Annotated in this window: 9 protein-coding genes; 6 read left to right on the top strand and 3 right to left on the bottom strand. The window is 66.8% G+C overall.

What is annotated here, in order from left to right; all coding sequences use genetic code 11:
* Nucleotides 1-306: 306 nt before the first annotated feature.
* Both GO986_RS21670 and GO986_RS21665 read right to left on the bottom strand, forming a co-directional pair.
* Entirely contained in the window at nt 307-963 is a 657-nt protein-coding gene (locus GO986_RS21670) for an Ig-like domain-containing protein (protein WP_157461604.1), read from the bottom strand.
* A gap of 40 nt (nt 964-1,003) precedes the next feature.
* Nucleotides 1,004-2,842, bottom strand: coding sequence for a menaquinone biosynthesis decarboxylase (locus tag GO986_RS21665; protein WP_157461603.1), 1,839 nt, complete (start codon nt 2,840-2,842; stop codon nt 1,004-1,006).
* A 106-nt stretch (nt 2,843-2,948) separates the two neighbouring features.
* On the opposite strand from GO986_RS21665, the gene GO986_RS21660 reads away from it, so the two are divergent.
* From GO986_RS21660 to GO986_RS21645, 4 genes are all read left to right on the top strand, one after another.
* The gene (locus tag GO986_RS21660; RefSeq protein ID WP_157461602.1) at nt 2,949-4,580 is read left to right on the top strand and encodes a DUF4153 domain-containing protein; all 1,632 of its coding nucleotides are present in this window, start codon (nt 2,949-2,951) and stop codon (nt 4,578-4,580) included.
* A gap of 360 nt (nt 4,581-4,940) precedes the next feature.
* Nucleotides 4,941-5,411 (top strand): hypothetical protein, encoded by a 471-nt coding sequence (locus tag GO986_RS21655; RefSeq protein ID WP_157461601.1) that lies wholly within the window; start codon nt 4,941-4,943, stop codon nt 5,409-5,411.
* A 178-nt stretch (nt 5,412-5,589) separates the two neighbouring features.
* Complete coding sequence (locus tag GO986_RS21650) at nt 5,590-6,828, top strand: M24 family metallopeptidase (RefSeq protein WP_198170907.1); 1,239 nt, start codon at nt 5,590-5,592, stop codon at nt 6,826-6,828.
* 64 nt (nt 6,829-6,892) lie between these two features.
* Nucleotides 6,893-7,570, top strand: a complete 678-nt coding sequence (locus GO986_RS21645) for an SDR family oxidoreductase (protein WP_157461600.1) — start codon at nt 6,893-6,895, stop codon at nt 7,568-7,570.
* Nucleotides 7,571-7,933: 363 nt separating this feature from the next.
* Here GO986_RS21645 and GO986_RS21640 read toward each other — a convergent pair whose 3' ends face one another.
* Nucleotides 7,934-9,274 carry a M20/M25/M40 family metallo-hydrolase gene (locus GO986_RS21640; protein ID WP_157461599.1) on the bottom strand — a complete coding sequence of 447 codons (1,341 nt, stop codon included), beginning with the start codon at nt 9,272-9,274 and terminating at the stop codon, nt 7,934-7,936.
* Nucleotides 9,275-9,441: 167 nt separating this feature from the next.
* Here GO986_RS21640 and GO986_RS21635 point away from each other — a divergent pair, with 167 nt between their 5' ends.
* The gene (locus GO986_RS21635; RefSeq protein WP_157461598.1) at nt 9,442-10,452 is read left to right on the top strand and encodes a LacI family DNA-binding transcriptional regulator; all 1,011 of its coding nucleotides are present in this window, start codon (nt 9,442-9,444) and stop codon (nt 10,450-10,452) included.
* Nucleotides 10,453-10,532: 80 nt separating this feature from the next.
* Nucleotides 10,533-14,063, top strand: coding sequence for a glycosyl hydrolase (locus GO986_RS21630; RefSeq protein ID WP_157461597.1), 3,531 nt, complete (start codon nt 10,533-10,535; stop codon nt 14,061-14,063).
* The last annotated feature ends 127 nt before the right edge of the window (nt 14,064-14,190 follow it).

Genomic DNA, 14,190 nt, shown 5'->3' with positions numbered 1-14,190 from the left:
TGGGTACCGTTGTTTGCCTCACCTTGCGGCTTGGCTGTTTCGTGAGTCTGGAGACCACCGGGGGGTAGTCTGCCCACACGGCCCTGTCGAGCCGTCCTGTCATCGTCATCACTACCAGATTTTCATGCGTCCCAGCGAGGCCCGTGGGGCTTTTCGCCTTCGCCCTTCTTCTCGGGCGAAGAGAACTATATATCTCCTGGCATTTCCTGTCAACACCTCTTAGCCCCTGGTCTGGATGAGCGGACCCTCTGCGACTTTTGATGAAGGCCAGGGTGGCGTGGCTGCCCGGTCTCCGACTTCAGCCTCTCAGCGGTCCACTGCGCCACGCGGGCACACCATGCCCCCACCCCCACGGCTAAAGCGTATGCTTGCCTGAACAGAGGGCTCAGCTTTCAGGGTGGCCGTGATGGTGGCCCACCCCACCTCGCGGCTGCAAACCGAGCGCAGCATGCCCGCGCTGTCCACCGTCGCCACCGCAGAATCGCTGGACGACCAGATAACTTCACGGCTGACCGAGCCAGGCGCGTCCAGAAAGGTCCGGTGGCGCTGGAAATACGGCCAAAAGCCGATGACCGATGTTCCACTGGTGGGACCCAAGATGATAAATGCACGAATCGGAGGTGCGCCGGGCACCGGACGCAAGTGCACAGTCACAGGGGTGGCCCGCGTTGGCCCGCACCGGTCTTCAAGTACATGAGTCCCCCGCACCGTGACCGACTGATACCAGCGGCGCTGAACAGTTACGGCGTAACGCCCTGCGCCTTCCCGCTGGACTGTCACCTGCGATGCCGAGCCGCCGGCGTGATGCAGCACCTGTCCGCGCTCATTTTTTAACGTGACGCTGACGGCGGGTTGAATCAGACCTGGGCAAACGGTGATCGGAGTTTTGCCCGGTAAAGGCTGGAGCTGTCCCAGGGCTGGTACAGCGGCGAGAAGAGTCAGACCCAGCCACCACGGATTCATGGCTGAAACGTACCCACCGCGACTGACCACCCTCTGAGGATTACCGCCACTGTTCAGGCAGGCCGTACAGGTGCCACAGGGCGTCCACCCGGCGCACCACCGCCTCGTCCATCACAATTTTGGGCGGCCACTCGCGCACAAAGCCTTCTTCGGGCAATTTGCGGGCACCGTCCCAGACCAGGAGGCCACCTTCCACCCACACGTCGCGCTCGGGGTCAATGTTGTTGAGGATGGTCCACCACACGTCCTGAAGGTCGTGCACGTTCGTCTGTTCATCCACGATCAGCAGGTGCCGCATGCCCCCGGCGGCCGGATGGGCCGTGAAGGTTGTGGCCAGTTCCCTCGCCTGACCAGGCTGCGTTTTGTCCAGCGCCACGGTCCAGTACCCGTCCGGTGTCTGGGTCTGGGCCAGCGCACCAGGGAAGAGAGGCAGATCGGCTGAGACCGCTGGGGCGAACTGCTCCGGGGCCAGGTCGCTGGCCTGTTCGTCACGGGAACTGACAGCGCTGCCGACCTCTTCGGGGCGCTTGGTGGTCGCGTCAATCACCAGTTTGCCGCCGTAGCCCCAGCCCCGGCTGGAGTGGTCCAGCACATCCGTCGGGCCGCGCGTGGTCAGGGTGTCACGGCCCGGCACCGCCTTCTGCGTGACCTCGCGCCACACAGCGCCGAAGTCATTGACCGGCACCCCGCCGTCCACCACCACGATGACCTTGGCAAACATCATCTGCCCCAGGCCAAACAGACCGTTGGCCACCTTGTACGCCTGCCCCGGATAGCTCTTGTTGATGCTGACCACCACGAGGTTATGCGCCACTCCAGCCGGCGGCATGTGGTAGTCCACAATTTCTGGCAACACCAGTTGCGCGGCGGGCAGAAACAGCCGTTCGGAGGCTTCAATCAGGTAGGCGTCCTCCATCGGCGGGCGGCCCACGATGGTCGCGGGGTAAACAGGCCGGCGCCGCATGGTGACCGCCGTCACATGAAACTGCGGGTACAGGTCGGGCAGCGTGTAAAACCCGGTGTGGTCGCCAAAGGGCCCCTCCGTCACCCAGGGCTCCTGGGGGTCTACGTAGCCTTCCAGGATGAATTCGGCGTTGGCTGGCACGTCCAGGTCAACCGTCACGCCCTTCATCACCGGGTAGCGCTGACCCCGTAAATATCCCGCTAATGCAAACTCGTCCAGGCCGGGAATGGGCGGCAGGGGCGCGGTGGCCGCGTAAATCAGGGCCGGGTCGCCGCCGATGGCCACCGCGACTTCCAGGCGCTGCCCCAGCCTTTTTGCCTTTTCCAGGTGCCGGGTGCCCGTTTTGTGCCGCTGCCAGTGCATCCCCGTCGTGTTTTTGCCCATCACCTGCATGCGGTACATGCCCATGTTGCGCTCGCCGGTTTCGGGGTCTTTGGTGATGACCAGCGGCAGGGTCACGAACGGCCCGCCGTCCAGCGGCCAGCACTTCAGGATGGGCAGTTTGGAGAGGTCCACCTCATCCCCGCGCCAGACGACCTCCTGGGCGGGGCCAGTTTTGACCCGGCGGGGCGGAAGATTCATGGCGTCGCGCAGTTTGGGGAGGTTGCTCAGCAGGCCGCCCAGGCCGCCCGAGCCTCCCAGGTCAATCAGGGCGCGCACCTTCGCGGCCAGGTCGTCCAGGTCGGTGACGCCCAGCGCCAGCGCCGTGCGCTCGCGGGTGCCCATCAGACCGATGACCACCGGAAACTCGCTGCCCACCACGTTCTCGAACAGCAGGGCGGGGCCGCCCTTTTTCACCAGGCGGTCGGCCAGCTCGGTGATTTCGAGGTCGGCAGAGACCGGCGTGTCCACCCGCAGCAGTTCGCCGCGGTCTTCCAGCAGCCGCATGAAGCTCTGAATGTCCGGAAAGGCCATGGCGCGAGTGTAGGGCGCAGCGGGCGGGGCAACCGTACCGGAGCCCCCTGCAGCCCTCCTCCTTCCGGGGGACGCCCCGGCGGGCGGCCCGGCTTACGGTGACCCCATGTCCACCGTCCCGCCCGCTGGTCCGCTGCCACCCGAGCCCAGCCCTGCCCTGAATGCAGCAGTCGAGACGGTGGGGACTGAGGCCAGGGCCCCCGCAGCTGCACCCTGGCCCCGCCCAGCGCGGGCCGCCACACCACTGCTGCTGGCCGGGGGCCTGGGATTGGCGGCCTACCTGCTGACTAACGGCACGGGCGCGGCCGGGGCCAATCTGCCTGTGTGGCTGGCGCTGCTGGCCGGGGCCAGCGTGTGGGCGGCGCGGCGCACAGGCCAGACGCCCAACCGCGAGAGCGTGACCCTACTGGGGCTGGCAGTGGCCTTTGGCCTGACCTTTGCCCTGTGGGCTGCGCCGCCTGAACTGGCCCTGCTGAACGCCCTGGGGCTGCTGACCAGCCTGACGCTGGGCGCCGCTTTCCTGCGCTTTCCCGGCCTGGGCCAGGCCGGTGCGGGCACGCTGCTGGGCACACTGGTAACGGGTGGCCTGCGGGCCCTGTACGCGCCCTTCGTGCTCCTAGAACGCTTTCCCTGGACGGTTCTGCGGCCCGCCGCCGCCCAGGGCCGGCAGCTGGGCCGCGTGGGGGTGGGCCTGGCCCTGAGCGCGCCGCTGCTGCTGGTGTTCGGGGCCCTGCTGGCCAGCGCCGACGCGGGTTTTGCGGGCGCGCTGGAGCGCCTGTGGCGGCCTGGTGAGGGGCTGGGCGAGATGGTCAACGCGGGCGGCCAGTGGCTGTTCTGGAGTTTCCTGGCCGCTGGCCTGCTCTACCCCGCCCTGATGGCGCTGCGGCCCACCCTGCTGCCGCTGCCCACGCGCCAGAGCCGTCTGGGTCTGGTCGAGGTGGGTCTGCCGCTGGGTGCGCTGGGCCTGCTGTTCGTGACCTTCGCGGCCCTGCAGGTGCCCGCGCTGCTGGGCGGCGGGCTGCCCGACGGCGAGACCTACGCGGCCTACATTCGCCGGGGCTTTAGCGAGCTGATGACAGTGGCGTTCCTGACCCTGAGCGTACTGCTGATCGCCCACGGGTTGAGTGCGCCGCGCATCCGAACCGGCTGGGCCTACCGCGCCCTGAACGCGGCGGTGCTGGTGCCGCTGCTGATTATTCTGGCCAGCGCCGCCCAGCGCTGGGGGCTGTACACCCAGGCGTATGGCCTGAGCAGCATTCGGGTTCTGGGGGCCGCCTTTTTGCTGTGGGTAACGGTCACGCTGGTGTGGCTGGCCCTGCTGCTGTGGCATGGCCGCACCGAGCGCTTTGCCTATCCCGCGCTGCTGCTGGGCCTGGCGACCCTGCTGACCACCACGGCGCTCAACCCAGGCGCGCTGATCGCCCGCGTGAACCTGCACCGCCAGACTGCTGGCGTCACGAATGACCTGAGAAGCACCCCGCAGCGCGCCAATGTGCAGGACCTGCTGGAACTGGGTGCCGGCGCGGTGCCCACGGTGGTGGCGAATCTGGACGCCCTGGTGCCCGGCTGCGGCCCGGCCAAGAACTGCCTGACGGCCCAGAACGTGATTGACGACCTGCACGACCGCTACGACGCGCCCCGCGACCTTCGCGCCTGGAACCTGGCTTACGCGCGCGCCCACGTCCTGGTCCGGACCCTGCCGCCGCGCAGCCCTTACGACCGCTCGGCCAGCGACTGATACAGACTCCGATTGAATCGTTTGCAAAAACGATGAAATCCGAGCGGACTTGCAAAGCTGCGCAGCAGAGCGAGAAGGAGAAAAACGGGTTCCGGACGTGGAGTTGGCAAATCGATGTTTTTCCGATTTGTCAACGAAACAAACGGAACCCGTATGAGTCTTCGTCGCCTCGTCCACCTGAAACCCGCCACCAGGCGGGCTTTTCCTGGCCTGGTCATACCTGACGGCCACCTGACCCCCAGCGGTCACGGGCCGCTCATGGAGGCCTGTGTACCTTCTGGGCATCAGCGGAGGAGGCACGCCCCGCTGCACCCGACAGAGCCGCCCCACGAGCCCCCTACCCCACCCAGGAGACCTGCCATGACCAGCCAGACCCCCGCTGCCCACACCCTGACCGCTCCCCTGCCTCGCACCGCCTTTTCCTTCCTGCTGGGCGCGCTGGCCCTGACCACCCTGGTGACCCCACAGACCGCGCTGGCCGCCCCCACCGACATGGTGGGCACCTGGGTCAACACCGACGTGGCCACCAGCGGCATCACCCGCATCAACGTGACCCGTACGTCGGCCGGCAAGATGACCGTTCAGGTGTTTGGCCGCTGCCACCCCAACGACTGCGACTGGGGCCAGGCGAATGCGCTCACCTACGGCGCGAATGTGAGTGACAGCAACCACTTCACCGCCAGCGCCGTCTATGCCAAGGGCTTTGCCACCACCACCCTGGTCCTGAACTTCGCGCGCGGCCGCCTGGACGTGCAGGCCCTGACGCAGTTCACGGACAGCAGTGGCCGCCAGAACTACGCCAGCCAGAGTGCCTTTGCCCGCTACCGCTAGCCGCCGCCCCTGGCCGGGAACCCCCAGCCCGCCTGGCCCGTAGTGGACAGCAGGTGGATGACACCCCACCGCCAAGTCTCTTTCTTCTCAGCTCCTTCCTGGCCCCTACCGCCCGACGCCGGCGCGTGGGGGCCAGTGGTTGTGGCCCCTGGCCTTCTCGCCGCGTTACCCTGACGCCATGACCTCGCCCATCACGCAGATGCAGCGCGCCCTGGCCGCCACCTCTCTGGACGGCTGGCTGATGTACGACTTTCAGGGCCTCAATCCTCACGCGCGGCGGGTGCTGGACCTGCCGCCAGGGGCCTTCCTGACCCGGCGCTTTTTCGTGTGGGTGCCCCGGCAGGGACAAGCGACGGTGCTGCACAACCATATTGAGGGCGGCACCTGGCAGGAGATCACCCGGCACTGGGGCGCGCGACTGCAGCCTTTTGGGTCCCACGCCGAACTGGACGCGGCGCTGCGGGGCGTGGTGGCGGGCCAGACGGTGGCGATGGAATACAGCCCGAACGGCGCTGTGCCTTATGTCAGCCGGGTGGACGCCGGCACGGTGGAGCGCGTGCGGGCCGCTGGCGCGGGCGACATTCACACGAGCGCCGACCTGCTGCAGGCCTTTCTGGCCTGGAGTCCTGACGACCTGGCGGCCCACGAACGCGCCGTGGCCGTCCTGATGAGCGCCAAGGACGACGCCTTCCGCCTGATTCACGAGCGGCTGACGGCCGGGCAACCGGTCACGGAACTGGACGCGCAGGCCGTCATCATGCGCCAGATTGAGGCGGCCGGCATGAGCGCCGGGCACCCCGTCAACGTGTCGTTCGGTGTGAATGCCGCCGACAGCCACTACGAACCCAGCCCCGAACGCCACGCCACCCTGAAGCCAGGCGAGTGCGTCCTGATTGACCTGTGGGCGCAGGAACCGGGCCGCCCCTTTGCCGATGTGACCTGGGTGGGCACGGCCGGACAGCCGAGCGAGGAGTACCTGGACGCCTGGACAGCCGTGAGCGCGGCCCGCGACGCGGCCCTGAGGCTGCTGGAAGAAAGGTACGCCGCCCAGGGCTGGGGCGAGGTGCAGGGCTGGATGCTGGACCGCGCCGCCCGCGACGCGATGGGGCCGACCTGGGAACCCTTTTTCCTCCACCGCACCGGGCACGATCTGGGCGTGCAGATTCACGGCTCGGGTGCCAATCTGGACGACTACGAAACCCGCGATACCCGCGCCCTGACGCCGGGCCTGGGCGTAACTATTGAGCCCGGCACCTACCCGGCAGCCAGAGGCTTTGGCATTCGCAGCGAGATCAATCTCTATCTGGCCCCGGACGGCCCGCGCGTGACCACCCACACCCAGCGGGCGCCGTTTGTGCTGGGGCAGGGCGACTGGGCCAGTGTGCGGGCCAGGGCTTACGGCGCAGCACACTCATGAGACCTGCTTAGGCCAACGCTAAGGTTGGGCCGCCGCCCCCACAGCTCACCCGTTACCCTGGGGCATGGCGAATCTCGGCTCCTCCACCATCATGCTGACCGGCGCGGGCGGCGCTCTTGCCACCGCCATTGCCCAGGAACTCGACGACGCCGGCGCCCAGATGGTGCTGGTGGGGCGCGGCGAGTCGCTGGCGCGCGCCGCCGACCGCTTTCCGGCCACCGAGGTGCTCGACCTTGACCTGACCGACCCCGCCAGCATTGACGCGCTGAAAAAGGTCAAGGTCGACACCCTGATTCATACGGTGGGGACGTTTACCACCCAGGACGCCCAGAAAGCCACACCCGCCGACCTGCGCGCCCTGTTCGACACGAACATGACCAGCCTGTTTCATGCGGTGCAGGGCGTGCTGCCGCATATGCTCAAGCAAAAAGACGGTCTGATTCTGGGAATTAGCGCCGGGCAGGCGGCCCGCCTGAGCGGCCCCAAGGCGGCCCTGTACACCGCCAGCAAAGCGGCCGTGGCGGCCTATGTGCTGAGCCTGCACGACGAACTGAAAGGCAAAGGGGTGCGCGGCATGGTGCTGTACCCCATGGGCGCCATCGATACGCCGACCAACCGTGACGCTGGCCTGGCCTGGGACACCATGATTGACCCCCGTGGCCTGGCCAAGAGCGTGGCCCACGCCCTGAGCCGCCCTGACCGGGCGCACATCACGGAGGTCAAGGTCTACCCGGATGCGTGAAGGCCGGGAAGTGGGTTGTAGGAAGTAGGAAAAGCGGGGGCGAAGGAGAGGCGGGAGGCTGAACGACCTCCGCCCTTTTTTTCAGAGCTGTGCCGGTTCCATACAAGTGGACAGCAAGCAACGGCCCCTCTTCTTTTCAAAAGTCGAACCTCTGGGCCGCACCAAGACCCCTTGCCCCAATCCCGCCCAGGTCCAGGCGAGGCCATTGTGCGCGCAGCGCGCAGGCCATTCCGGTGGCCCGGAGGATGGCGTCTGAGCAAGACACGTCACCGAACAGAGCAAGCACGCCGACGCCAGTAGAAACTCTTGCCCACCCCCCCAGCCCCCCTACCCCAGAGGGGCAGGGGGGCTGGGGGGGTGGGGCTAACCGCCCAATGCCTCTAAAAACGCCGCCGCAAACCGCACCCCTGTCTCAAAATCCCGCCGCAAAATGTTTTCATTCGGCGCGTGAACCCGCCCGCCGATATTCCCAATCCCCAGCGCAATAACGGGCGCCCCCACATGGGCCATAAACGGATGCATTGGCCCGCTGCCGCCGCTGCTGGGGTTCAGGATGGGCTCGGCCCCGTATACCTGCTGCGCCACCTGCACCGCAGTCCGCACGAAGGGGTGCGAGAGGTCGCTGCGCGACGGGTGCTGATGGCTTTCCAGTTCAACGATCTCGATGTCGGCAAAGCCCCCGGCGTCCAGATGGGCCCGCAGCAGCTGCACCACCCGCGCCGGGTCCTGGTCCGGCACCAGCCGGAAATCCAGCTTGACCATGCCGAAAGCTGGCAGCACCGTCTTGCTCCCTTCGCCTTCGTAGCCACCGTGAAAGCCGTTCACGTTCACCACGGGTTTGAGGTTCAGGCGGGTGTGGTAGTCCGCCGCCTCGCCCAGGAGCCGCGTGACCTCGTAGGTGTCGCGCAGAGCCTCGCCCTGACCGGGCAGGCGGGCAATGGCGGCCCGGTCGGCCTCGCTGGCCAGGCGCACGTCGTCGTGAAAACCGGGAATCAGGACCGTGCCGTCGGCGTCCCTCAGACCTGCCACGGCCGAGGCCAGGCGCCACAGCGGGTTGTCCACCACGGCCCCGTTGCTGCTGTGCAGGTCGCTGGCAGCCACCCGGCAGCGCAGTTCCAGGCAGACGATGCCCTTAAGACCGGCGTACAGCACCGGGCGGCCCTCGGGCGTCACCGACCCGAATTCCCACCACACGCCGTCGGCTTTCAGTTCGGCGGCGTGCTCGGCCACAAACGCTTCCAGGCTGGGGCTGCCCACCTCTTCTTCGCCTTCAATGAGCCACTTGACCTTTAAGGGCAACTGCCCCCCACGCGCAGCCTTGAGCGCCCGCAGCCCCGCCAGCCGCGAAATCAGTTCGCCCTTGTCGTCACTGGCGCCGCGCCCGTACAGGCGGCCATCCCGCTCGGTCAGGGTGAAGGGCGGCGTGTCCCATAACTCGGTGGGGTCTTCGGGCTGCACGTCGTAGTGGTTGTAGATCAGCAGGGTAAACGGCCCCTCACCGGCCTCGGCGACCAGCACCGGAGCCACCTGACCGGGGTAAGCCTGCACGCGGAAGCCCTCGGCTTCCAGCAGGGCCGTGACTGCGGCGGCTGTTTCGGGCAGGTGGCGGCCCTGCGCCGACACGCTGGGCAGCGCCACGAGGTCAGCCAGGTCGCGCAGCCCGCGTTCAATCTGGGCCTGAAGGTCCGGGGTGGTGAGGGTCATGGCGGCAGCCTAAGGCATAAGCGGTGGACCAGTCAGACTGCACCATTTGACAACGTTTTCAAAGCCGATTAAGCTCGGGGCCTAGACCTCAATTCAGTTCAGCGGGCCGCAGACGGCTGCCCTTCCCGCTGCGCCCTGTGCCCGCCTTCTGGAGCAGACTTGTCCCTATGACGCGCAACGTGACCATCAAAGACATTGCCCGCGCCGCCGACGTGTCCATCAGCACGGTGTCGCGCACGCTGAACGGCTCCTCGGCTGTGGCCGGCGACAAACGGGCGCGGGTGCTGGCCGCCGCGCAGGAGCTGGGCTACGAACCCAACGCCGCCGCGCAGGGCCTGGTGCGCGGCCGCTCCATGACCATCGGGGTGCTGACCCAGGACATTGCCAGCCCCTTTTACAACGAGGTCTCGCGCGGTATAGACGCCGGTTTTGCGGGCAGTGGCTACCAGCCCATCTTCGTGAATGGGCACTGGGAGATTCAGGATGAGTCGGCGGCCATCACTGCCCTGACCCGGCGGCAGGTGGACGGCCTGATTATCCTGGGGGGCCGGCTGACCGACCAGGCGCTGCGTGACCTGGCGGCCCGCTTTCCGCTGGCCCTGGTGGGCCGCCGGGTGCCGGGTCTGGAACCCATGTGCCTGAGCATCGACAACGTGCAGGGCGCCTTTCTGGCCACCACGCACCTGATTCAGCTGGGCCACCGCCGCATCGGGCACCTAACCGGGGTGCCGTCTCAGCGCGACGCGGTGGACCGCCTGGAAGGCTACCGCTTGGCCCTGGCCGACGCAGGCCTGGCCTTTGACCCACGTCTGGTGTTTGAAGGTGATTTCAACGAAACGGCCGGCATCTTGGCAGTCGAACACTGGCTGGGGCAGGGCGTCGGCCTGTCGGCCATCTTCGCGGCCAATGACCAGATGGCCTACGGGGCGCGGCTGGGGCTCTACCGGCGCGGCATTCGCGTCCCGGACGACATCTCGCTGATGGGTTTTGACGACCTGCCCGCGTCCCAGTTCACCCTGCCGCCCCTGACTTCGGTGCATCAGCCCCTGTTCGAGATGGGCCAGCAGGCGGCCAGCGCCGTGCTGCACCAGCTGCTGACCCCCGACGAGCCTCTCCCCCACCCTGACCTGCCCCTCACCCTGAGCGTGCGTGAATCGGTGCGCTACGCCCGTCCGTAACCCAGCTTCCTTCCCCATTCGTTCATTCTGAAAACGTTTTCGATTTGACCGTCCCCTGCCGGGCGGTCAGGAGGTGTCGTATGTCCAGAAGTCGCGCCCGTTTTACCCTGCTGCTTGGTCTGAGCCTCGCCCTGTCGGCCTGCGGAAGTGTGACGCCGCAGGGGAGCAGCCCCGTGGCTTCAGCGCCCGCAGCCCAGAGCCCAGTGCTGAACAGTCTGGATTACGGCAACTCGCCTCCTCCCGGTGCCAAGGGGGGACCCACCAACACCTCCGGGGCCCTTCTGACACCTGCCTGGACCGCCGCCGGCGCCGCCAAGGGCAAGGCCCCCACCAACGAATTCTGGTCGTCGCTGCTGTTCAAGCGCAACGCCGGCAACGCCTACTCCGAGAATATGTTCGCCCATCCCCTGGCCATGCACGCCCGCGCGGGCGGTCTGGAAGTCAGCTACCCCAACCGCTCGCAGATCGTGGGAGCCTCGGGATTGGAGAAATACGAATACCCCTACACGCCTGACCTGACGCTGGGCGTCAGTGGCCTGAACGCCCCTGACACCAAGGTGGACGACTGGGGCGACTGGACGGCCACCGCCCTCTGGAACGACGGTGCCCGCACCCTGCGCACCACGTTCGGGCATGGCCTGCCTTTCGTCTACGCCACCAAAACAGGCGGCAACGCGCAGATCACCTTTATTGCCACCCCAACAGTCTGGTCAAACCAGGGCAATGTCCTGGGCATCACAGTTAACGGGCGCCACTACGGCATCTTTGCGCCCAGCGGGTCCAGCTGGAGCGTGAACAACACGGTGGCCACCTCTACCCTGAACGGCAAAGACTACTACTCGATTGCCGCCCTGCCGGACAACACGGTCGCCACCCTGAACGACTTCAAGACCTACGCCTATAACTTCGTGACGGGCAGCAGCGTCAGCTGGAATTACAACGCGGCCACCGCCACCCTGAACAGCACGTACACCGTGGACACCGTCGCCAAGGAAGGCAGTGCCAGCGGCACCGTTATGGCGCTGTACCGCCACCAGTGGCTGAACTCGGGCAGTGTGAACACCGGCTACACCTACGCTTCGCCACGCGGCGAGATGCGGGTGGTGCGCGGGGCGGGCAGCTTTACCACCAGCCAGAAATTTCAGGGCGTGCTGCCTTACCTCCCTGACAACGGCTCGGCGAACACCCTGAACAAGACGCAGCTGGCCGCCTACGTGAACGAGGCCAACACCAGCGCGACCCTCAACCCCACCGGCGATTCGTACTGGGTGGGCAAGGGCCTGGGCAAACTGGCCGAACTGGTGCCGCTGGCGGAGCAGGTTGGAAACTCTGGCGCGCAAACGGCCTTCCTGGACGCCATTCAGCGCGTGCTGCAGGACTGGCTGGACGGCCAGGGCAGTAACTACTTCTATTACAACTCGGCGTGGGGCACCCTGATCGGCTATCCGCAGGGCTACGGCAGCGAGGAAGAGCTGAACGACCACCACTTCCACTGGGGCTATTTCATCAAGGCCGCCGCGCTGCTGACCCAGTACCGACCCAGCTGGCCGAGCGGCGCCACCCCCCAGGGCCGCACCTGGGGCGCCAGCATCAACGACCTGATCATGGACGCAGCCAACTGGACCGGCAACACCGGGCAGTTCCCGCGCCTGCGCAACTTTGACCCCTACGCTGGGCATTCGTGGGCGGCTGGGCACTCCGGCTTTGCGGCCGGCAACAACCAGGAATCCAGCAGCGAGGACATGAACTTTTCCTCGGCACTGGTGAACTGGGGCTCGGTAACGGGCAACACGGCGGTGCGCGACCTGGGCATCTATCTGTACGCCACCGAAACGACCGCCATTGAGCAGTACTGGTTTAACCAGGGGGGCGGCGTGTTCCCCGCCGGCTTCAACAAACCCGCCGTGGGCATGGTCTGGGGCGACGGCGGCGCCTATTCCACCTGGTTTAGCGCCGAGAAAGAAGCCATTCAGGGGATTAACTTCCTGCCCATGACGGCGGGCAGCCTGTACCTGGGCCGCAACCCGGCCTACCTGAAAACCAATTACGACTTCTTGGGCCGCGAACCCACCATGTGGCGCGACATCTTCTGGCAGGTCTACAGTCTGTACGACGCCGCCGGAGCAGTGGGCAAGTTTGGCAGCGGCGCCTACACCCCTGAAGAGGGCGAGACCAAGGCCCACACCTACCAGTTCCTGCACAGCCTCAACGCCGTGGGTCAGGTGGACACCAGCGTGACCGCCAACGTTCCCAACTACGCCGTGTTCAAGAAGGGCAGCACCCGCACCTACGCGGCCTATAACCCCGGCAGCAGCGCCATCACGGTGACATTCTCGGATGGGGCCACGCTGAACGTGCCCGCGCGGCAAGTGGTGTCCTCGCGCGGCGGCAGCACGCCTCCCCCGGTGTGCCAGACCGACACGGTGGCCCCTGGCGTGCCCGGCAGCCTGACCGCGCCGAGCAAGACCAGCGACAGCGTGAGCCTGTCCTGGACGGCCGCCAGCGACAACTGCGGCGTGGCGAGTTACGAGGTGTACCAGAACGGCGCCCTCAAGGCCACCGTGACGGGCACGGGCGCCACGGTGAGCGGCCTGAGCGCCAACACGGCCTACACATTCAAGGTGCGCGCTAAAGACACGGCCGGCAACGTGGGCAGCTTTACGAGTGACCTGAGTGTCACCACGGCCGCCGCCAGCACGACCGCCAACCTGCCCGGCACCGTGACCACCAGCGGCGGCGCGATTGCCAACGGCGCGAGCAAGAACTTCCCGGTCAACGTGACTTCGGCGGGCACCTACCGCCTGTCGGTGCAGAGTGCATCGGGGCAGAACAGCCGCACGATCAACCTAGCGTTTAACGGCACCAATTACGACCTCGCGCTGGACGCCGGCCAAACTGTGATTGCCGACTTCCCGAACGTGGGCACCGGCGCCAAGACCATCACGATTACCGCCAAGAGCGACGGCGTGGTCATCGGCAGCGTCAGCGGTGCCAACCTCAGCGGCGGCGGCAATCCCAACCCCTGCGATACCGACAGCGCGGCCCCCAGCGTGCCCAGTGGCCTGACCTCGCCGAGCAAAACCGGCAGCAGCGTCACCTTGTCGTGGACCGCCAGCAGCGACAACTGCGGCGTCAGCAAATACGAGATTTACACGAACGGCGCCCTCAGCGGCAGCGTGACGGGCACCAGTGGCACGGTCAGCGGCCTGACGGGCGGCACCACCTACGCCTTCAAGGTGCGGGCCGTGGACGCGCGCAACAACGCCTCAGCCTTTACGGGCGACCTGAGCGTGACGACCTCGGCCGCCTCCACCGCTGTACCGGGCGTGATTACGACCAGCGTGGGTGCCATTGCTAACGGAGCCGCCAAGGCCTACGACCTGAATGTCAGTGCGGCAGGCAACCTGCGCTTCCTCCTCACCAACGCCAGCAGCGCCAGCAGCAGCGCCTTTACGCTCAGCTTCAACGGCCGCAGTGTGCCGCTGTCTATCGGGGCCGGGCAGACGATTCCGGTGGACTTCGCTGGGGTGGGCGCCGGGACCAAGACCCTGACGCTGACGGCCAATTCGGCGGGGGTCAGCCTGAGCAAGCTGGAAGCGGTGAGGTACTGAGGGGCAGAGGTGCAGGACAAGAGTGGTGAAGACGTAGCAAGCCGTTGAGAAGGGTGTTTCAAGTCAGTGGAGAGGGGCGGGCCAGTGCGGCCTGCCTCTCTTTTTGTTCTGTGCAGGAACCCAAATA

This window comes from Deinococcus arboris, assembly GCF_009755355.1.
Taxonomy (GTDB): domain Bacteria; phylum Deinococcota; class Deinococci; order Deinococcales; family Deinococcaceae; genus Deinococcus; species Deinococcus betulae.
Note: the sequence above shows the minus strand (reverse complement) of the source record. Positions and strands in the feature narration are given on the sequence as shown.